Raw genomic sequence first — 21306 nt, forward strand, 5'->3', positions numbered from 1 at the left:
CAAACTTCTATTTACGGAAAAACAATGCAGGAATCATCACGTACAATTCTAGTCATTGAAGACGATACAGTAACCCGCAATCTCTACTTAAAGGGATTGAAAATTGAAGGGTTCGATGCTATCGGTGCTGAGAATGGGATGGTGGGTATTCAAAAAGCACAAGAGTATTTACCTGACATAGTGATTTGCGATATCATGATGCCGCAAATGGATGGCTATGCTGTTCTGACTGCACTCCGCCAAGATCCGCGAACAGCACCTATTCCCCTGATTTTTCTGAGTGCTAGCGATACTAGGGGAGATATTCGCAAGGGGATGGAATTAGGGGCTGATGATTATATTACCAAACCATCTACTCTAGATGAGTTACTCAAAGCGATCGCCGTTCGCTTACGCAAGCAAGCATCTCTGCAAAACTGGTGCAATAATTTTATCACCAAAAGCATAAAACCTGCGCCTGTAGCTAATTCCGCCGCCACAACTCCGACAGAACCTCAGTCAATTTTCCCCGCCACCCCCCAATTGAAAGAAGTTTTTGACTTTATTGAGGCTTATTTTCATCAGGGGATTACACTATGTGATGTGGCGGCGGCTGTTGGTTACTCTCCCGCTTATTTGACTAACCGCGTAGCTAAACAGACAGGAGATACTATCAATAACTGGATTGTCAAACGCCGGATGGCGGAAGCTCGTCGTTTACTGCAAAATAGTGATGAGACAGTAGAACAAATTTCTCGCTCATTGGGATATCAACACGTATGTCATTTCTCCCGCCAATTCCGCCAACATAATGGTTTACCTCCCCACGCTTGGCGGTTGTGCTATAAGCAGAAACAAGAACTGGTCAAAACTTAAGAGTAGTTATTAGTCATTTGTGAGCGTTGCTGGCGTACTTACGCTTGGTAATCCAAGTTTGTTGATTATCACTTAGCTCTGATGACTTATACATTTTGAATGTTAAATTTTTCTAGAATAATTAAGCTATTTGTTATTTCATCAAGTATGAAATAATCAATCATTTGCAATTGCCAAAAGTAAAATCGTCAGAGTTTAGCGTATGCCTTGTTAGAGGCAATTACGAATTATTCTGAGGGTATGTTTTAAGTTTTTCAAGCTATTTCCCAAGTTAAATATGATTTAGTAATATGCCCTTTCTGGAGATAGAGGGATAAACCCTTCATTAAAGTTAAATTAAGTTTATTGACTGTTTCACACTCAAGTTAGCTCCTGAACAAGTGTCTTGGGAGCTTTATTCATGAGACTTGAAGTGTCGTATAGTCTTTGACGTAAACTCAATTAAATATGTTGTCCCTGTTTAATGACAATAACAACTTTATTTTGTATGGCTTTTTTATAACTATCAAAAGCACTTTACATGAAACTTATATTAAGGCATATTCAGTGAACTTTTATTTTATCTTAACATTTCTCAACTTTTCTCGTGAGGTTGAATGAAACCATGACAGAGCAAGCCGAAAAACTGGTTTCCAACTAATAGATATAGCAATAGCCAAGACAGTTAGGACATGAGGAAATGAAAAAACTTAGACAGCAAAAGACTTTTAATTCTGTAACCTGTTCCCTGTCCCCTGTCCCCTGTGATATTGACAGATTTCGGATTAAGTCGAAGGAGTATATTTATGCAATTGAAGCCAATTAATCAACAGGTAGTTGTCGTTGTTGGGGCTTCCAGTGGAATTGGACGTGAGACAGCGCTGCGCTTTGCTAAAGGTGGTGCAAAGGTAGTTGTTGCCGCGCGGAGTCAGTCGGGGTTAGAGTCTTTAATTAAAGAGATTACCGAGTTTGGTGGTGATGCAATAGCGGTAGTTGCTGATGTACAACACTTTGAACAAATAAAGGCGATCGCAGATAAAGCTGTAGACTATTACGGCAGACTCGACACTTGGGTACAAGTCTCGGCTATTGGTCTGTTTGCCACCTTTGACAATACCACACCAGAAGAGTTTAAGCACGTGATTGATGTTAGCCTGATGGGGCAAGTGTACGGGGCGATGGCTGCACTTCCTCACCTCAAGCGCGAAGGTAGGGGTGCATTGATTCACGTTTCCTCAATGGAAGGTACGCGATCGCTACCATACCAAAGCGCCTATTCCTCAGCCAAACATGGGGTAGACGGTTTCATCGATGCAATGCGTCTAGAACTGATAGATGATAAATGGCCGATTAGCGTTACCAGTATTAAGCCAGCCGTCATCAACACACCCTTCTGGAATAATGGTCTAACAAAATTGGGTGTCAAGCCATCCGGCGTACCACCTTACTATGATCCGCGATTAGTAGCTAACGCCATCCTCCACGCCGCCGAACATCCCACCCGCGAGTTGTTGGTTGGGGATGTAGCGAAAATATTAGACATACTTCATCGCATCTCCCCACAACTCACAGACACATTATTACTACTCGTCGGCTTCCAATTTCAACGCAGTTCCGGCGAACCTAAATCACCAGATGACCCCAACAACTTTTATCAACCTGTTCCAGAACACGATAGAGTAGATGGCGACTACAGCCACTTGGTAATTCCCAGTATTTCCGACTTTATCGAACAGAATCCGCCACTACAATGGGGTGCGATCGCTGCTGGTACTTTCTTAGCTTTCCTCGCAGCGCAGGCGGTTAGGCGGACTTGAGTTATCAGTTATCAGTTATCAGTTATCAGGTGATGTTAACTGTTAACTGTTCACTGACAGTTCCCAGTCCCTATTGCGAAACTAACTGTGCATTCAATGCTTTGGTGATGCGATCGCGAGAAAATTGCAAGTGGGCTAAGGTGTAAATATCGCCTTGTTTACCCAATTGTCTTAACTGGGTGTCAATGGCTGTTTGCAGTTGACGTAACTCATACCAAGCTATTGTGCGTCCATCTTCGGGTGCATCAAGATTATGTAAGACCATCTCTAGGAGGATATCTAAATATTCTCGTTGCAGTGAACGACGAATACTAGAGATTGGCTTTGGTTGGGGTGTAGTGAGAACTTCTGTCCAAATACCTTGTTGCAAGGTGTCGAATAATTCTGGTAAGGTAAGGGCTTGCTGGGTTGGGGTTTTCAGTTCTATATCTTGGATACGGTGGAGACGTTCGTTGTCTAAGAGCGATCGCAGGATATACCGTTGAAAATTTAACACCCGTTCATGAATGGGATAGTCTAGGCGATTGTTGGGTACAGAACTTCCCCAATGTTGCCAACGGGAGGGCGCTAGTTGGTTGAGTAATTTGGGTGAGAAGCTAAACGCATCCTCAGCAAAAACATACTCTTGTAACTCTGCTAAAGCCTGACGCTGTTTGTCAAGGGGAACTGGCACAAAAGCCCAAGCACTATCATCACTGACATGAGTCCGCCGGAAGGATTGTCCACCAATATATTTGGAAAGTAAAGCAGCGTTACGAAAATAATATTTCAATACCCGATTAAATAAAACGCGCAAATGGCTGTAACTTTCACCTGGCGGTAGATAATGGTCATCAAGACGCTGCCACATCACACGGGCGTTATCCATTTGCCATTGTGAATATACCAGCACATCACTACTCATATCCCAGAGATTCGCCAGAGGATTGATATCCCAGATATCTTCATCAGTTGCGTAAGATAATTCTGGTTGCGGAGATGCCAAAGCAATCTGCTGTAAAAAATCTTTCTCTTCTGCCGGGGTAATTACCTCATCTACTCCATGAGGACTATTTTTATAACCATACTCAATCGCCCATTCATCATAAGGCCCAATTACCTCTGGAAAATAGTCCCCTTGTTCCACTCCTTGGGGTGCTATATTCACGGGTAAATAGTCCATCACCGAACCGACTAAACCTTTGATACGAGTGATTTCTACGTTATTTAACTCCTGGGGAGTCAACATAGTGCTACCGTGAAAGTTATGGCGTAAACCCAGAGTATGACCAACTTCATGGGCGACGAGATAGCGCAGGTATTGATGCACATATTCCTGCATCGCCTCGCTACTAGGTTTAGTATTGTGCAGAAGGGATAACGCCAACGCCCCCATAGCTGCTTGTTCGGATGTATTTTGGCTATAGCAGAGTTCGGACTGGGGATTGGGGGAGAAAGGGGAAAGGGGATTGGGGATTGGGGATTGGGGAATAAGATATTCTTCTGTTGCCTCCTGCCTCCTGCCTCCTGCCTCCTGCCTCCTGCCTCCTGCCTCTTTTCCCCTACACATACCCAGCGATGAATTATCATCCATCAAGGCGCGGTATTCTTGCTGAACAGATAGCACCATGTTGGCATCAATGATGATATCTGCGTCTAAAATTTCTCCTGTGAGGGGGTTGACACGGACTGGGCCTTTGGCGAAGCCTGCATCTAGAGAATTAAACCAGCGAATAGTATTGTAACGGACATCGGCAGGTTGCCAGTCCGCATCATCTGGCATTTGTCGCACTTCAATGGCGTTAGCAAATCCGGCTTTGGCAAAGGCTTTGTTCCACATGAGTACGCCTTCTTGAATGGCTTGACGATAGGCGTGGGGTACAGCATTTTCAATCCAAAATACTATCGGCTGTTTGGGTGGTGATAAGGGTGCGTTAGGATCTGATGGTTCGAGATGCCAACGATTGATGTAGCGGACAAAGGGTTCTTGATTGTTGTGATTTGAGAAGTCTTGAAAAGCAGTGATGAAATATCCTACGCGATCGTCGGCTAGTCTGGGAATATAGCCGTTGTTTTCTGGAAGTTGGGAAAAACTATAATGTAGTTTGAGCGTGAGCGATCGCCTATCAGGTAAGGTAACTAAATCTGCTCCTTCTGCTGAGGAAAAACCGTAAATTGACTCAATTTCTAGATTTTCGGGTAAACTATTAACATCACCAAAATATGATTTGTTTCTTTCTAGGTGGTAGTCAGCTTGTAGAGAGTATTTCAATAGAGGAGTTAAACCTGCGAAGTCCTGCATCAGCAGGTCATCTAAATCTATGAGAATATTTCTGCTACGGGGGTCAATAGTGTTTATGGGTAAGGAATAGAGAACTGAATCGCTAAATGAACGAGCAAGCGATCGCTGTTCTGGATTACCCGTTTCTGTACGGAATTTAACATTACGCACCACAAAGTGCAAATTATTATTAACTCGCCGGAAATAAAATAAATAATCAGCTAAAGGTGAACCGCTATAAATACCGCTTTCCCCCACACCCGATTCTAATGTAACTGTAGCTAAGTAGTTTTTATTCAATTGCTCTGGCTTAATTTCTAAGAAAACTTCCCCAGAATTTTCTCGTTTATAAATAGTAAAAAGTCCTTGTAGCTTCTGCGCTCCCTTCACTAGCTCACGAAATCGCCAAAAATCTTCCTGTGGTTTTTCCCCACGATCATTTTCAGCAACAGCTATTTCCACTACCGGGAGGGGACTGAGTTGCTCTATATCAGGCTGTGTTAGTTGCTCGGCTTTTGCATCATAAGAAATCAGTAATAAATTACATAAAAACACTATAAATACTACTAACTTAGCTATCCAGTATTTCATCCTTGATTTTTCTGCCTGAAGCGGTTTTGTGTGTAGAAAATGTAGATTAATATGCTATTTGCCAGCTTTTCAAATACTGCCTAGATATTGATAACTTAAGCGCATATAAATCTACTTGAGTTAGACAAACTATTGTTTGTCCATAGGAAAAACGACAATACTACCCAAAAGTATTGTGTGGTTTGATTGCATGAGAGTCATTTGGTAATTTTTCATTTATAAGATAAAATTAACAATTTAGCAATATTTACCTCTCAAGATATACATACCATAAACCCACAGATAGATGTTTTTGCACTATATCTGCATTAGAACCTAAAAAATGTAGTGGATGCTACGGCTAAAGATTGTGACGATGACAGCAGGCTAGCACTACTTAGAGAATTAGTCAAAATTTATCACGGGTGTACTGACACAAACACCACCTTTGATAGTGGTTGCATCAAATTTATTCAGCATTGACTACATAAATCTCACAATTTTTATACCCCATATGTATGAAGGCAAAAGCTGGTTAGTTGAGGGAACCTAGTTATCAGGAAGCTTAATCGGTTTTCAAGTAAAACCTTTAGTAACTTCATGAGGTAATAAAGATGAAACTAGAGATTTTAGCTACCACAGCACTATTAAGTACAATTGCTTTCACGACTCCAGCACAAGCTGCAAATCCTGCTCATGTTCGACAATTACTCGCAACTAGGAGTTGTGCAGGGTGTAACCTCGCAGGAGCAAACTTACAGCAAGCTCATTTAATTGGTGCTGACTTGAGAAATGCCAATTTAGCAGGAGCAAACCTCAAATCAGCTAATTTAGAAGGTGCTGATTTAACTGGTGCAAACCTCAAAGGAGCTAATTTAAGCGATGTTTTCGCCAGCGATGCTAGTTTAACCGGTACGAATTTGACAGGTGTTAAACTCACTAACGCCGAACTCCACAATGCTGATTTAGAAGGCGCTATCTTAGCTAATGCTGATTTAAGAGGAGCCATTTTAAATGGTGCTTTGTATGGCGGCTATGTCAGATAAAATAGCAAGAAACAGGGGAGTAGGTGTTGAAACCAGTGAACAGTTATCAGTTAACAGTAATCAGTGAACAGTGAACATAAACTGATAACTACTAACTGATGACTAATAACTGCTAACTGCTAACTAATAAATAATAACTAATAACTAATAACTGATAACTGACAACTGATAACTGACAACTGATAACTGACAACTGACAACTGATAACTGATAACTGACAACTGACAACTGATAACTGACAACTGATAACTGACAACTGATAACTGATAATGGAATTATTCAAAACCTTATTACGTGTGCGCCATTATGAAATGGATGCGCTCGGACACGTAAACAATGCAGTATACCAAAATTATCTGGAACAAGCAGCCATTGAACATTCAGAACATCTAGGTTTGACATTAGATGTTTACCGGGAATTTGGTTGTGTGTTTGTGATGCGGCGAGTAGAAATTGACTATTTGCGTCCAGCAGTTGCGGGTGAAAATCTAGAAGTTACAACTTGGTTGAAACAAATACAAGGTACTCGTGCTTTACGTGGTTATGAAATTCGCAAGCAAAATGAAGCAAATTTATTAGTTAAAGCTGAAGCTTTATGGGTTTGGGTGGACGCTAAAACCATGCGTCCGCGACCAATTCCCCGCCTGATGATAGATAAATTTATGCAATTTCCCGAACCTACGCTGCAAGAGTATTTACGTTAGGATTATATGCAGCTAACACACACTACTGGCGTGGCAAGGCTAAAATGTTGTATTAGATAACCACAGAGGCACAAAGACACAGAGGTTATACCAATTTGAAAAAAGAACGCAACAGATACAGCATATTTTGGGTAAATGAGGTACAAGTGTCAAACACAAAACCATGTAGAGACGTTACATGTAACGTCTCTACTTTATAAATAAACTCTCACTTATGAGATTAACTTGAATATTCTTTGAGACGAGGTAATACACCACAGAAACTTAATATCGCAATCATTCCTATTGCAACTCCTGTTTTCATCTCAAAACCATCTACATCGGAAAAGCCTTGCTTTATGGCTTTATCAAAAGCGGCTTGATTGATATCAAATGTTGTGCTATTAGCTTTTTTAAACTCCTCAAATAACCAGTTAGATTGTCCTGGCTTTTTTCCTACAGCTAGAGCGATCGCTTCTTGATGTTTACCACTGCGTTCTAACTGGCGAATTTGTTGATCAACGGCTAAGTATTGACCTACAATTTCCAGAGTGGCGATTGTTGCTTGTTTTTCTCCAGGGAAGGAAAGATTATCGAGTTCATCAGCAATATAACCTTTAAAACCATCTACCTTTTTACCTGAAGAATTATAGATATTCGCTATACTTTGGGCAGTTTGACCTGGAGGAATTTCGGCAATTTGTGCTATATTTTGGAAGAAAGCTTTTTCGTAGTTAGTGGCGAAAGTTGGGTCAAGCAAATAGCGGGTTTTCGTAGCATTAGCAATATAGCCAGCAGCACGAGCTAAACGCAAAGCGTGTATGGAATCGAAAGCTTCTTCTTTAGCTATGCGGAGATTTTCCGTCGCCGACCGTAACGTTGTTGTGGTATAGGTTACTAAAAGTAGAGCGATCGCAGTAGCTACCAGCAGCAGAGGATTAAATATGCGGCGCATCCGTAGACTTAGAAATATCTGCATCTCTACTAACACAATTATCAGCGCTGCACCACAAATCATAATTAACAGCAAAGGCTTACTAGCAGCAACCCTTTGTTCTGTATAAATTTGGTTTAAAACTTGGAAGTTGAGTTGATCTAACTCATCGGCTGTTGGTAGAAGAGTTTTATCCATAATTTCCGCAGACGCACGAAAAGCAACTAACATACCGTTAATATCACCACGTGCATGAAAATCTCTTGCTTGCTGAATTTTAGCAATGTAGTTACCAAAACCTAACTGCATTTTTTGAATGGTTTTGCGTTCTTTCTCCCCGAAACTGATATTCTCAGCAGCAATTACTAATCTTTCCGTCGCTCTTGTGTATCTTTCCTCGTAGCCTTTGACAGCATCTGGATTTTGTCCAGGTGGTAATAATAATTCATTAGCGACATAAGCATCCATACCTGCAAATGCGTCCTTAAGGCGTTGTGCGGTAACAATGCTTGGTGTAGCATCTAGACCAACTGTTTTGATAGCTTGTCTTTGCCCTTGAACGGCGCTAATGATGGCAATTAATAACAATAAACTGGAGGCTCCAGTTAAATATAATCCGCCTTGGAGGAGACGGGGAGTGGTAAACTTATAGTTTCTTTTGCTGAAAACTGCAATGATATTATTCATATACTTATTGATAAGTTTATCTAGTTAGTAAACAGCTTTGACGGAAATTCGAGTCCAATGTCCCAAGGTAAATTCATCTCCATCTTGCAGCTTGACATCTACCATCGGCTTCAATTCCACAGCTTTTAATTGCGTTCCATTAGAAGAACCAATATCCCGCAGCGTCAGAGTATTGTCTGTTTCTAGAGTCAGCAAAGCATGGCGATGTGAGACAGCACCATCAAAATCTAAAACAATTTCTGGGTGAACAGCTCTAGCTTGGCTATTGCGACCAATTAAATTTACTGGCTTGTCCAGACGAAATATAATTGGTGGTTGATTAATAGGTGGTTCTGGGCTATCGGGATGGCGTAAGGATGGGTCAACAGTCACCACTAATTCCCAACCCAGTATGGATGATGCAGAGTGAGAATTATTGGTTATGGTCTGTCGTACTGTATTATTATCTGCGCCTTGAGTGGGTTTGGCGATCGCTAATTCTCCATGCGCCCCAGTGATAAAGTTATAACCGCAAATTTCACAAAAATTGCCACTATTAGGTTCACGGGGAGCGCCACAAGCTGGGCAAAGTTCTGTAGTTGTGGGTGTTAGCGTTGGGGTAATTGTTTTCTCTACTAACGGAATTTCCGATATACCTAAAATCTTAGTACCGCACTCTGAACAAAAATCTGATTCAGTAGATTCATGTCCTTTAGGACATTGATATGTTGTCACGTTACTTACTCCAAATTCCTTTTAAAAAGAAACGAAAAAATCACCCTCTTACTCCCCTCTCCTCGAAGGAGAGGGGTTGGGGGTGAGGTCAAAACAACGCTTGTCGAACTCACGTTGGATTAAAAACCTACACTTGTGAGAGTCCCCAGTCCCCAGTCCCACTAATTCCCTGATTTAGGAATGCGAGTTGTTTTTGTAGAACGAGTTTCCAGCGCCATAGCATCTTCTTTGGCTACTTCTCGCTTCAGGCGCACTGTACCTGTGGGTGCATCTAGCACATCAACTACAGTTTTGAGTAGTTTAGCAGTAGCTTCATTTCCTGACTCATGGGCTAGTTTGACTGCTTTACCTAACTTAGCTGTAGCAATTTCCATATCATTCCTAGCACGGGCTTCTAATCCTTCTTGAATTGACTGAGCTAATTCTGCTTGTCCGGTATAATGAGCAACACGTCGGTCAATTTTGGTAGATTTGGCTTCGTCATCAGTCCAGGTTGCTAAAATCCGAGCTTCCGCCAGTTTATTTTCTACTCCATTGAGGGTATAAATTAAGCTGGCTCGACCAGCTAACATTTCATCACCGACATTACCAGGATTTACTTCAATACAAAAGTGGTAATCACGAGATTCGTTGCTTCCCCAAGCACCTGTGGGATAATCTACTACTTGAGCCTTAACTGGTTGACTACGGTGGGTGAGGTCAACAATATCAGGGCTGACTTGTTTACAAAAGAGAATTTTCGCTCCTTGGGGTGTCCATAAACGCAAAGCCACATCGCTGACATTCTTACTCATGGCTTTTTCCAGAATGCTACGAAAGTCAGCTTCAATCATGGCGGCGTTAGGAATTATATCGGTTGTCCCTAAGAGTTGATCAGCAATTTGTTGTAGTTGCGCCACTCGCCAGTCAGTACCCACGCCGCGACAGTCGCATTGGAAGACACCTTCGCATTGTTTTAGTACATTCTGCAAGGATTCTTCATCAGAGTCGTCATTTTGTCCATCGGTGAGGAGGAGCGCTTGACGCACTGCTTGAGGCATTATTTTAAATTGTGTTAAAGCCTGAGTCAGCCAAGTAGACATGAGAGTACCACCATTAGCTTTAATATGCTTGATGGCTGCGATCGCTTGCTGTTTTTTTTCACCCGTAGCAGGAGAAACTGGAAATACAACATTGGCTCTACTCGCACCTGTAACGATGAAGAAATGAGCATCATGGGGAAGCAAATTCACTAATTTGCTCATCGCTTCTTTGGCTGCTTGGATCTTGTTACCACCCATTGAGCCAGATGTGTCGCAGATAATCCCGAAAAGTCTGCCATTCTTAGGAGTAGCGACTTTGACATCAACGTTTTCCGAGGTGATAGTCATAATTGCATTAACTTCTCTTACACCTTGGGGAAGGTACTGATTTTGAAAAACTTCTGCTCTAAATTGTTCAGACATAGTGGTTGGTTGTGATTTTGGTAATAGTTTGTGTTGTCAGTTATCAGTTATCAGTTATCAGTTATCAGTTATCAGTTGACAGTTGACAGTTATCAGTTGTCAGTTATCAGTTATCAGTTATCAGTTATTAGTTGACAGTTATCAGTTGTCAGTTGTTATTTTTCCCTTTCCCCTTTCCCCCTTTCCCCCTTACCCTTTCCCCTTCCCCCCTTACCCTTTCCCCCTTCCCCCCTATCTCTTAAGGGCAGGTTTTTCATAAAGTAATCAGTGAGGACTATAAGATTCAGTAAATTATCAGACTTTCATCTACCCCTACACCCCTACACCCTTATACCCCTACACCCTAAAATCAGTGTTTTTGGGTCGAAGTGTAAAAAACCTGCCCTTGAAAGTTCCCCCCTATCCCCTGTCCCCTGTCCCCTGTCCCCTGCTTAAGCAGAGGACAGCAACGGTAATGTTGTCATGTCCGCCACTGTTGAGGGCGAATTCTGTGAGTGTGTGAGATATGGCGATCGCATCTGTGCTAGGTGATTGCTGCACCAATTCACCTAAATGTGCAGCATCTATGGTATAATTCCATAACCCATCAGTACAAAGAATTAGATATCCAGAATTAGGAATAGTAAAATTAATAATTGTCGGCACCGCATCTTCCACTGCATCTGCTCCTAGCCAGCGCGTAATCGCATGAGCTTTAGGTGATTGTCTGGCTTGTTGTTCGCTGATTATCCCGGCTGCGACTACTTCATTTAGCCAGGAGTCATCCTGAGTTAGTTGTTGACACCCGTGAGGAGAAATCCAGTAAGCGCGACTGTCTCCTAACCAGCCAATAGTAGCCACGCCTGCTTGGACAATGGCGGCGACAATGGTTGTAGATGGTGGTTCATATTTTATACTTAATACTTGAGTAAGATTACATATATCTTTTAAAGCAGTGATAAAGGCTGATTTCATGGCTGAATCTGGAGTTTCCCCACGTTCTCTAGCAGCAGCCAAGGCTAAACAGGCGCTGTTAGCGACTGTTTGTGCTGCTAATTCAGGCTTGGTGGAACTGGAAACGCCATCACAAACTATGAGAATATGTTCAGTATCATTAAGTTGTTGTAAGGCAAGAAAGTCTTGATTGCTGTGATGTCTGAGTCCGCGATCGCTCACTCCGGCTAGGTGCGAATTGATAATTACTTCTAAGCGTTCCCGTTGTTCTTGACGAAATCCACATTCACCACAGTAGCCTTCTGCATCAATAGCGCTATTCGGTGCGCCGCATTTTGCACATCCTTGAGTAACGGTTGGCGGTTTACTAGCTGTTAAAGGTGTACCGCATTCTTCACAAAATTTATCCTCAGCTAAGACGGAAGCACCGCAAGTCATACACTGCATATTTTGTCCTCATCAGTAATCTGTCTCATTAACTTTGCTTTTTAAACGCAGAGGAACGCAGAGGTTAGCGCAGAGGAACGCAGAGTTTTGTTAAATTTTGGCGTTGCTGAATCAGAGTATGAAATATTAAATTAACTCTTATTTTTCTTTGTAACCTTGCGCCTTTGCGCCTTTGCGTGAGGTAAATTCATACTTTCAATCAGCAACGCCTAAATTTTATTGGCTCAGTCCCCTGTCCCCTGTCCCCTTAAATCAAGGTTCTAGGACGTATGCGGTTAGCTTCATCTACTAGGCGGATTTTTTCTTCCCCAATTGCGAGGTGCGCCATATCACGTAAAGCTTTTTCTAATCCTTTTCTTAAATGCTGTTCTTGTAATGGTTGTCCCAAGATGGTTAAATCAGTTGTAGCTGAAAGTTGGCGGGAAGTGATTAAATTGAGGGCAGTTTCTAATACTTGTTTAGTTAAGCGATAGCGATCGCTACCTTCTAATGTCAATGCTTCAATGGCGACAGAAGCTGCTTGCAATTCTTGCGTTCCCGGAAGCGATCGCTCACTATTAATTAAAGTGCGGGCAATTTCTACCCGCGCTCTTGTGTATAAATTAGAAGTTGGCGGTACGAGTTCTAAAGCCGCTACCGCACCTTGGCGATCGCCTAAACTACAGTAGCAACGCGCTAACCCAAAGGCGGCTGATACATAACTGGGATCGGTACGCAACACTAATTCATACATCTTAATAGCTAGTTGGTAATTTTCGGCTTGTTCGGCGGCTAATCCCAACGCCAGTTTCGGAGCTAATTCTCCAGGTAAATCAAAATAAACTTGATCAAATGCTTTCTGTGCTTCCTTTGCTTGATTTTGTGCCAATAGCGATCGCCCACGATACCAAAAAATGCGCCAGTCCCACGGGTCTTTGGCTGCGACTTTATCTATAGCTTGTTCTGCTTCTCGATAATCCTGGGTATCAATTAAGTTATTTGCCAAGCGCAACCATGCTTCTGCCGATAGGGGAAATTGTTTGACGACAACTTCCAAACCAACGGCTCGTTTCACAGGATCAGGGATGGCGCTAGCATTTAACACCGCATTGAAGCCTGGATCACTACTATCTAATATAGGTACAGGTAATTGTTGATAATTTGGTATAATCGGATCAAAACTGCCACTGTAATTCATCGCCAACATATCCCCACTAAACAAGTTGCTAGTGGCGGGACGAGGAATTTTGGTAGAGGTGGCGACGACTTCCCGCAACACACCTAATAACTGATCAGCCATTTCATCGGCTGATTGAAATCGGTCATCAGGATTAGTGCCGGTGGCTTTGATTAAGAAGCGATATAGGGACTCTTGTTGTGCAAATAAAGGTTCTTCTTGGGGACTGGGGAGAGTGTATAAATTTTCTTTATTAAAAGATTTAATATCGGTAACTAAAACCGCCAAAGTTCTGCCAATGGTAAATAAATCAGAAACAACGGTGGGGCCTTCCCCAGCTTCAGGAGCGCTATAACCGACAGTACCATAAATATCGCCATCGGGGTCATCAATGCGACGCACCCCGCCCAAGTCGATTAATTTGATGTCGTTGTTTTCCAGCATGACATTATCTGGCTTGAAGTCGCAATATACCAACCCCAAGGAATGGAGATAAGCAAACGCTCCCAAGATACGATGAATATAGGCGATCGCTTCTGCTATAGGTAAGGGGCCGCGAGTTTTGCGAATTTCCTTGAGAGTTTTACCGCCAACATACTCCATGACGATAAACCCCTCGCCACCGTGGTTGACAAAGTTATAAATCCCCACGATATTAGCGTGTTTGACGGCGGCGAGAAACTGTCTTTCCGCCACAGCAACGGCTGCACTTGATGCGTCCTCGCTGTTGAGCAATCCCTTCAACACCACATAACGAGATAAGATTTTATCAAAACCTAAGTAAATCCATCCTAAACCACCGTAAGCGATCGCTCCTTTGACTTCATATTGTCCGACAACCACATCACCAGGACTTAATGAGGGAACAAAAGAAAACTTCTGTCCACATTTACTACAAAATCCTTTTTCTCTACGCAGAGTATGATTGCAATTACTACAAAAGCGTTTATTCTCAGGAACCATTGGATGAGGAATAATCGCTTTTTCTGGCTCTGTTGACGGCAATTCTGGCACAGAAACTAATCCTGCTCCCAATAGTCTACGACTACTACGAGCAGTGCTACCACTAGTACGTCGAGAACCTTGGGAACGACTAGTCAAGGGAGATGAACCAGTACCCGTGGTAAGGGGTAAGTTTTTGAGTGTTTGTGTAACGTTGTGATTATGACTGACATCGGCAGATTTAACAGCTGCTAATCCACAGACATCACAGTAGCCATCCTCGATAGTACCAGTACATCCATTACGTGTGCAGCGCAGACTATCCATTCAAGTCTCCTAAATTGGGAAGTAGGGAGTGGGGAGTGGGGAGATGAGGGAGATGAGGGAGTAGAGGAGCAGAGGAGCAGAGGAGCAGGGGAGAAAAACTATTGACTATTGACTATGGACTATTGACTATGGACTATGGACTATGGACTATTTAACCGCTTTTCATATTGAGTAACTAATACTGATGCTTGCTCTAATGGAGTTGGACGAGTATAAAGGAGTTGTTTGGCTTGTGTAGCTAAATCAACCAGAAGCTGATCTTCCACCAGTCCTCGTGCTAAAGCTTTAGCTTGCAGCGCATCTAGTCTTCCGCGTAACTCCTGGCGAGTTTTTAACAAAGCGCTGTTATTTGTATAGGCCTGTTGTTCTAGGGTTATGTACTCTCTGGCTTTACGGCTCCAATTATCTAAACCGAGCATAATGGGATTAATTAAACCTTCCTCTAGTTTGTTCTGTAAGCGTGTCAGCCATTGACTCAAAGCATCAATCTGTTCTTGGGGTAATGGAGTGTACGCTGTTGAATACAAAACCTTTTCTTGACTTTCCGTAAAAGCAGCAAGAGATTGTGAATGGAGTTTGATTAATTGCGCTAATAAATCTTGAGCGATCGCCAGTTTTTCTTGTAGTTGAGTTTGCTGTTTTTCGCACAAGTCTAATTGTAATCTCACTTGTGCCAGCAATGGTTTGATTTGCTGGTCTATGTCTGCACTCACTCCTAAAGGATCTTGCTCAATCTTAGCTTTGAGAGAAGCGATCGCTTCACGAGCTTGCACCAGTTGATGAAAATTACCTTGATTAAGTGATACAGCTAAGTTTTGCAACTCTAGGATTTGCCATTCTGCATCTTGGATGATTCTATCCAAATTTGCCCAAGCTGCATCCACAGCCAAAACCGCATCCCTCGCTATAGAAAAAGCCTGAGTCATCAGTTGCAGCAGTTCTGCGGGTGCGATCGCATTTGCTCGTTGACTACCAGTAAGTAAGTCTCTTTGAGATAATGGTGTTTGTCCAACAGGCAACTGAATGGAAGCGCCTGTTAATAGTTCTTTAATTTCTGCTATTTTTTGCTCTGATGCTAGAAATCGGGGCATTTGCTGCCGTAATCTACTAGCTTGCTCCACTTTTTGCAGCAATAGGTCGAAGTATTGAAATAAATCGTTTATCGCCGCCAATGCGGGGTCTATCTTTGTTGCAGTTATACCTATCAAATCAACTTTAGGAAAACCAGGAGTTCCACAAAGGCGTTGATAGGTTGGTAGTTCTTGCAAATCAAATAGATTTTGGCTAACTACTTGAATTTTATTTTTCCAGTCAGCTAAGAGTTGATCAATTTCGCTTGTCATGATGATGATCACTTATGTCTCAAGAGCTTAGTGGCACAATTGGCATCGATTCTATCAAAACATAGTAGGAGCGTGAGTAATTGTCTGACTTTTCACGGGATCTGGAAAACCCCACTTTCATTCCTCTCCCCTAGAAGGAGAGAAGCTTTAATTGCTCCCCCTTCCCTACAACTCACTGCTATATTAAAAACCTACACTTGTCAGACTCCCCCATCTCCCGCTCTCTTGTGTTAAAATATATCTAGTAAAATTAGTTAGTTATAAGAATTACCTAATGTCTATCCCTAATATTACGGAAACATTGTTAAACGCCAAGAAAAATAAAGGGTTAAGCTTTGCTGATTTAGAAAAAATTCTCGGACGGGATGAAGTGTGGATCGCGTCTGTTTTCTATCGTCAAGCTAGCGCATCCGATGAAGAGGCTAAGTTGCTAGTAGAAGCATTAGGATTAGAGCCTATCTATATTCAAGAGTTGACCGGATACCCAGTCAAAGGATTGGGGCCTGTGGTTCCTACAGATCCTCTGATTTATCGCTTCTATGAAATTATGCAGGTCTATGGTTTCCCCCTGAAGGAAATAATTCAAGAAAAGTTTGGCGATGGGATTATGAGTGCGATTGACTTTACTTTGGATGTAGAAAAAGAAGCCGACCCCAAAGGCGATCGCGTTAAAATCACTATGTCTGGTAAATTCCTACCCTACAAAAAGTGGTAATACTGCTTGAACTCACAACAAACAACACAGGTAGGTAGATTTACGCCTTTATATACGCAAACATACGGTAAAGCCTATCTAGGTGATTCTCTGGAAATTATCAAAGCAATTCCAGACAATAGTATTAATCTAATTATTACCTCACCACCATTCGCTTTAACGCGCAAAAAAGAATATGGCAACGAAAGTGCAGAAAAATATCTTGAATGGTTTATACCTTTTGCTTACGAATTTAAAAGAGTTTTAGCACAAACAGGTTCATTTGTTTTAGATTTAGGAGGCGCTTATCTCCCTGGTAATCCCATACGCAGTATTTATCAATACGAACTTCTTGTCAGATTGTGCAAAGAAGTCGGCTTTTTTTTGGCTCAAGAATTTTATCATTATAATCCTGCCCGACTACCTACCCCAGCCGAATGGGTGACAATCAGAAGAATCCGCGTTAAAGATGCAGTAAATGTAGTTTGGTGGCTATCAAAAACAACTGACCCTAAAGCAGATAATAGGAAAGTTTTAAAACCCTATAGCCAGAGTATGAAACAATTACTCAAAAATGGTTATAAAGCTCAAATTCGTCCTAGTGGGCATGACATTTCTGATAAATTTCAAAAAGACAATCAAGGTGCAATTCCGCCTAATCTCCTAGAAATTGCCAATACTGAATCTAATAGTGCGTATTTACGACGCTGTAAAGCAGCCGGGGTCAAGCCACATCCAGCAAGGTTCCCTCAAGGGTTTGCTGAGTTCTTCATCAAGTTCTTGACTGATGAAGGAGATATAGTGTTAGATCCATTTGCAGGTTCCAATACTACTGGCTTTGTTGCTGAAACTTTGCAACGCCGATGGATTTCTGTGGAAATTAATCAGGATTATGTTTTGGGAAGCCGCTATAGATTTAGTGAATAGTCAAATCAATTTTCGATTTTAGTTTGAATTTTAGATCAATTCCAGTCTTAGCATCAACCTTGAGGATTTCTCTAACTTTAGATTGGCTAGCTCAGACTGACAAATGTGTTAATCCAAAATCTCGAATACCAAATCTCAAATTGTCTCGTCAACAGTAAATACATTTATTTATGAACTTTTGACTATTAACCCTAGCAAGCAGACTCAGATTTCTCCATTTACCTGCATCTGATGAACCTTGTCTGCTAACTCTTGACGACTTTGATCGTCAAGTTTATCTATTGCTAACATTCCCATGAGGATGACCTCTTTGAGGGTTAAACGGGTCGAATGTGCCTGTTTTTGCACAATCTCTTTAATAATTGGACTCACTCCGATCGCTGTACTAGCTCTAGCCACGAAATTATAGGAAACTATTAATCACTGCGCCTAAATCTTAGCACTTTCTCCGGGTTTCTTCTATATCAGCAGATATTAATTTGAATAGATAGAAATCAATATTTACAAGTCTCAGCACAAAAGTTATGCTAAAAGTAGGTAGTAATTGTTACAAGATATGTGGATAAAGTAAAAATACTTAACAAACCTCAGTTGCCAACCACCAGTGCCATCAATTTGAGCGTCCTTACCGAGCAGACGGCGAGATGGGCTTTAAAGAATTGGTGAATTGTTAAATATAATCTGGTTAACCCAGTTTACAGAAATACATATCTTAAAGAAAAATAATAATTTAACAAGAGTAAAATTTCTGAATGCAGTAAATTTAAGCTGTCATAGGAAAAAATACTAAATAGAGGAGTGAAAAAGCAATGAGGGATTCTTATCTGTTGGCAGTCGGCTTGTTAACAGGACTAACACTACCAGCATCAGCTCTACCACAGATATCGGATATCCTGCCGGACAGTACTACATTAGCTTTAGATGTCAAGCAAAGCTCACAGACTAATATCACCCCAGACGCATCTTTATCTCCATTCAGCACCCAAATATCACAAACGGTAGATGAAAAAGGTCTGCCTACGCTGTTTAACGTATCCTTGCCAGAATTTAGCACTCAGCCTCCCTTACCTTCCCAGGCTGCTCAATCAAAAGGCGGCGAACAAAAACTTACCACTACAGATATTTCCCTACCGCAATCTACCCAACCAGAATCATTAATACCATTAAACTCATTCTTCAACCTTAATTCCCAACCTCCCAAAGAACTATTAATTACTGGTAGTCAACTTTACAATTATAGATTGTCTGCCTTAAAAACTGGTCAGATTTACACACGCCAAGATGCTGAAAGTGATAAATTATTGCGAGATGCGGGTAAAAAGCATCAACTCACTTATGATGATTGGAAAACTTTGCTGGCTCTAGAAGCGAAAGCGATCGCTCAAGGTCAAGGTAAAAACCGTCTCAGTATCCTGGTAGGGGATTCCTTAAGTATGTGGTTTCCCAAGGAAAAGCTACCATCTGGCAAATTATGGTTAAATCAGGGTATTTCTGGAGATACTTCTGGTGGTATCGCCAACAGATTAACCGCATTTTCACGAACCCGCCCCGAAGCAATTTACATCATGGCTGGGATTAACGACTTACGCAGAGGAGCCGATGACGTAGTAATTTTGCGTAATTATCGCCGAATAATTCGTAACTTACGGCAATCTCATCCTCAAACTCAGATATTTATGCAATCTATATTACCTACCAATCTGCCGACAATTTCTAATAGCCGTATTCGTCGAATCAATACCAGACTAGCCCAAATGGCTAAAGAAGAAAAAGTTAATTATCTAAATATCCATAGCTGGTTTGCCAGTGTAGATGGCAATTTACGTTCTGATTTAACTACAGATGGGCTGCATTTGTCGGCTGAAGGTTATGAAGTATGGCGATTTGCTATTCAGCAGGTAGAGTTCAAACTATCTCAAAATAAAAATTTTGACGGTTAACGGTTGACGGTTGACTGTTAACCGTCAAAAATAACTAGCGTAATTTATATAGCAATAGCCAAGACAGTTAAGAAACGAGGGAATGAGCAAACTTAGACAGCAAAAGACGTTTTAACTCTGTCCCCCTCCGGGTTCGCCAGTTGCCTGCGGAGGGAAACCCTCCCGCAGGACTGGACTCACCTGTAACCTATCACCTGTTCCCTACTATATTTATGGAAGTTACTGAGCAAGATTTTCTGACTATCCGGTCTGTAATTGAAAAACAATTGGCCGCCTTTCAACAAGATGATGCTCCCGGTGCTTTTGCTTGTGCTACTCCAGCCATTCAAGAGCAATTTCAAAACGCCGACAATTTTATCCGAATGGTGAGCATGAGTTATCCTGCTGTATACCGTCCACGTTCAGTATTCTTTGAGAAAGTTACCACCATTCAGGACAATATCACCCAGCCAGTGTTACTTTTAGCACCTGATGGTCTTCCCTTGAGGGCTTTATATTTTATGGAAAAACAACCGGATGATAGCTGGAGAATCAATGGTTGTATCCTGGTTTCTGTGGAAGCAGAGAATTTTTAGTCAATAGTCATTAGTCATTAGTCAATAGTCAATAGTCAATAGTCATTAGTTATTCTCCCTCATCTCCCCCTACTCCCCTCATCTCCCTCATCTCCCTCATCTCCCTCATCTCCCTCATCTCCCCCCATCTCCCCCCACTCCCTCATCTCCCCCTACTCCCTCATCCCCCTCATCTCCCCAATGCAGGGTTTACTTGAGTGAGAACTTGGTTGAGTTTGCCACTGCGATAACCTTCTAAATCCAGGGTGACGTAGATAAAGCCAAACTCTTGAAATGCGCTAACTATAGATTGTAAATCTGTTGTGAGGACAAAATCTTTGATTTTTTCTGGTGGTAATTCGATGCGTGCTGTGTCACCTTCAGAACGGACGCGCAGATTTTGCCAACCTAATTTCCGCAGATAAATTTCGGCTCTACCTACTCGTTGTAATTTGGCTATGGTAATTTCCTCACCATAGGGGAAGCGGGAACTCAGACAAGGCTGGGCTGGTTTTTCCCACCAAGGTAAACCTAGTTGATGGGAAAGTTGCCTAACTTCTAGTTTTGTCACACCAACTTCTGCTAAAGGCGATCGCGCTCCTCTTTCCTTGGCGGCTTGAATCCCCGGACGATAATCGTGTAAATCGTCAGCATTTACTCCATCCAAGACGTAAGGGTAGCCCATTTCTCTCGCCAATGGTTTTAAGGTGTCGTGTAATTCGCTTTTGCAGAAATAGCAACGGTTAACGGGGTTTGAGGTGTAGTTGGGGTTGTCCATTTCGTGAGTTTGGACAATTTTATGTGCAATACCAATAGTTGCGGCTTGAATTTTTGCGTCTTCTAGTTCTTCTGGTAACAACGAAGGCGAAACCGCAGTTACAGCCAAAGCGCGATCGCCCAACACATCATAAGCAATCTTTGCCACCAAAGTGCTGTCAACACCCCCAGAGTAAGCAATTAGAGCCTGTCCCATTTCGGCAAATAAAGCCTTTAACTGCTCCAGTTTTTCAGTCAACATAATTTTCCTAGTCAGTTATCAGTTATCAGTTATCA

At 42.0% G+C, this 21306-nt stretch carries 17 protein-coding genes; 8 read left to right on the forward strand and 9 right to left on the reverse strand.

Annotated elements, in window-relative coordinates; all coding sequences use genetic code 11:
* Positions 1-24: 24 nt before the first annotated feature.
* Positions 25-855 (forward strand): response regulator transcription factor, encoded by an 831-nt coding sequence (locus H6G83_RS05990; protein WP_190468436.1) that lies wholly within the window; start codon positions 25-27, stop codon positions 853-855.
* A gap of 785 nt (positions 856-1640) precedes the next feature.
* Positions 1641-2651, forward strand: a complete 1011-nt coding sequence (locus H6G83_RS05995) for an SDR family oxidoreductase (protein ID WP_190468440.1) — start codon at positions 1641-1643, stop codon at positions 2649-2651.
* Between the two features lie 70 nt (positions 2652-2721).
* Here the strand turns inward: H6G83_RS05995 and H6G83_RS06000 are convergent, their stop codons facing one another.
* Entirely contained in the window at positions 2722-5502 is a 2781-nt protein-coding gene (locus H6G83_RS06000; protein WP_190468443.1) for a zinc-dependent metalloprotease, read from the reverse strand.
* A 593-nt stretch (positions 5503-6095) separates the two neighbouring features.
* Here H6G83_RS06000 and H6G83_RS06005 point away from each other — a divergent pair.
* A complete protein-coding gene (locus H6G83_RS06005; RefSeq protein WP_190468448.1) occupies positions 6096-6527 on the forward strand; it encodes a pentapeptide repeat-containing protein in 432 nt (143 codons plus the stop codon).
* Between the two features lie 269 nt (positions 6528-6796).
* Positions 6797-7231, forward strand: a complete 435-nt coding sequence (locus H6G83_RS06010; RefSeq protein WP_190468451.1) for an acyl-CoA thioesterase — start codon at positions 6797-6799, stop codon at positions 7229-7231.
* 220 nt (positions 7232-7451) lie between these two features.
* Here the strand turns inward: H6G83_RS06010 and H6G83_RS06015 are convergent, their stop codons facing one another.
* From H6G83_RS06015 to H6G83_RS06040, 6 genes are all read right to left on the reverse strand, one after another.
* A complete protein-coding gene (locus H6G83_RS06015) occupies positions 7452-8831 on the reverse strand; it encodes a hypothetical protein (protein ID WP_190468453.1) in 1380 nt (459 codons plus the stop codon).
* A gap of 24 nt (positions 8832-8855) precedes the next feature.
* Entirely contained in the window at positions 8856-9545 is a 690-nt protein-coding gene (locus tag H6G83_RS36205) for an FHA domain-containing protein (protein ID WP_190468457.1), read from the reverse strand.
* A 161-nt stretch (positions 9546-9706) separates the two neighbouring features.
* Positions 9707-10990 (reverse strand): vWA domain-containing protein, encoded by a 1284-nt coding sequence (locus H6G83_RS06025; protein ID WP_190468461.1) that lies wholly within the window; start codon positions 10988-10990, stop codon positions 9707-9709.
* A gap of 399 nt (positions 10991-11389) precedes the next feature.
* Complete coding sequence (locus H6G83_RS06030; protein WP_190468463.1) at positions 11390-12370, reverse strand: PP2C family serine/threonine-protein phosphatase; 981 nt, start codon at positions 12368-12370, stop codon at positions 11390-11392.
* 247 nt (positions 12371-12617) lie between these two features.
* Positions 12618-14795, reverse strand: a complete 2178-nt coding sequence (locus H6G83_RS06035) for a serine/threonine-protein kinase (RefSeq protein ID WP_190468466.1) — start codon at positions 14793-14795, stop codon at positions 12618-12620.
* 140 nt (positions 14796-14935) lie between these two features.
* Complete coding sequence (locus H6G83_RS06040; protein WP_190468469.1) at positions 14936-16138, reverse strand: coiled-coil domain-containing protein; 1203 nt, start codon at positions 16136-16138, stop codon at positions 14936-14938.
* A 274-nt stretch (positions 16139-16412) separates the two neighbouring features.
* On the opposite strand from H6G83_RS06040, the gene cynS reads away from it, so the two are divergent.
* Together cynS and H6G83_RS06050 are read left to right on the forward strand one after the other, a co-directional pair.
* A complete protein-coding gene (gene cynS, locus H6G83_RS06045; RefSeq protein WP_190468472.1) occupies positions 16413-16853 on the forward strand; it encodes a cyanase in 441 nt (146 codons plus the stop codon).
* 6 nt (positions 16854-16859) lie between these two features.
* A complete protein-coding gene (locus H6G83_RS06050) occupies positions 16860-17759 on the forward strand; it encodes a DNA-methyltransferase (RefSeq protein ID WP_190468476.1) in 900 nt (299 codons plus the stop codon).
* Positions 17760-17963: 204 nt separating this feature from the next.
* Here H6G83_RS06050 and H6G83_RS06055 read toward each other — a convergent pair whose 3' ends face one another.
* Positions 17964-18158 carry a hypothetical protein gene (locus tag H6G83_RS06055; RefSeq protein WP_103139438.1) on the reverse strand — a complete coding sequence of 65 codons (195 nt, stop codon included), beginning with the start codon at positions 18156-18158 and terminating at the stop codon, positions 17964-17966.
* A gap of 410 nt (positions 18159-18568) precedes the next feature.
* On the opposite strand from H6G83_RS06055, the gene H6G83_RS06060 reads away from it, so the two are divergent.
* Both H6G83_RS06060 and H6G83_RS06065 read left to right on the forward strand, forming a co-directional pair.
* Positions 18569-19699, forward strand: coding sequence for an SGNH/GDSL hydrolase family protein (locus tag H6G83_RS06060; protein ID WP_190468479.1), 1131 nt, complete (start codon positions 18569-18571; stop codon positions 19697-19699).
* Positions 19700-19911: 212 nt separating this feature from the next.
* The gene (locus tag H6G83_RS06065; protein ID WP_190468482.1) at positions 19912-20274 is read left to right on the forward strand and encodes a DUF4864 domain-containing protein; all 363 of its coding nucleotides are present in this window, start codon (positions 19912-19914) and stop codon (positions 20272-20274) included.
* 169 nt (positions 20275-20443) lie between these two features.
* Here the strand turns inward: H6G83_RS06065 and larE are convergent, their stop codons facing one another.
* Positions 20444-21271 (reverse strand): ATP-dependent sacrificial sulfur transferase LarE, encoded by an 828-nt coding sequence (larE, locus tag H6G83_RS06070; protein WP_190468485.1) that lies wholly within the window; start codon positions 21269-21271, stop codon positions 20444-20446.
* Between the last annotated feature and the right edge of the window lie 35 nt (positions 21272-21306).

Source organism: Anabaena azotica FACHB-119 (genome assembly GCF_014697625.1).
In the GTDB taxonomy this organism is placed as follows: Bacteria; Cyanobacteriota; Cyanobacteriia; order Cyanobacteriales; family Nostocaceae; genus Trichormus; species Trichormus azoticus_A.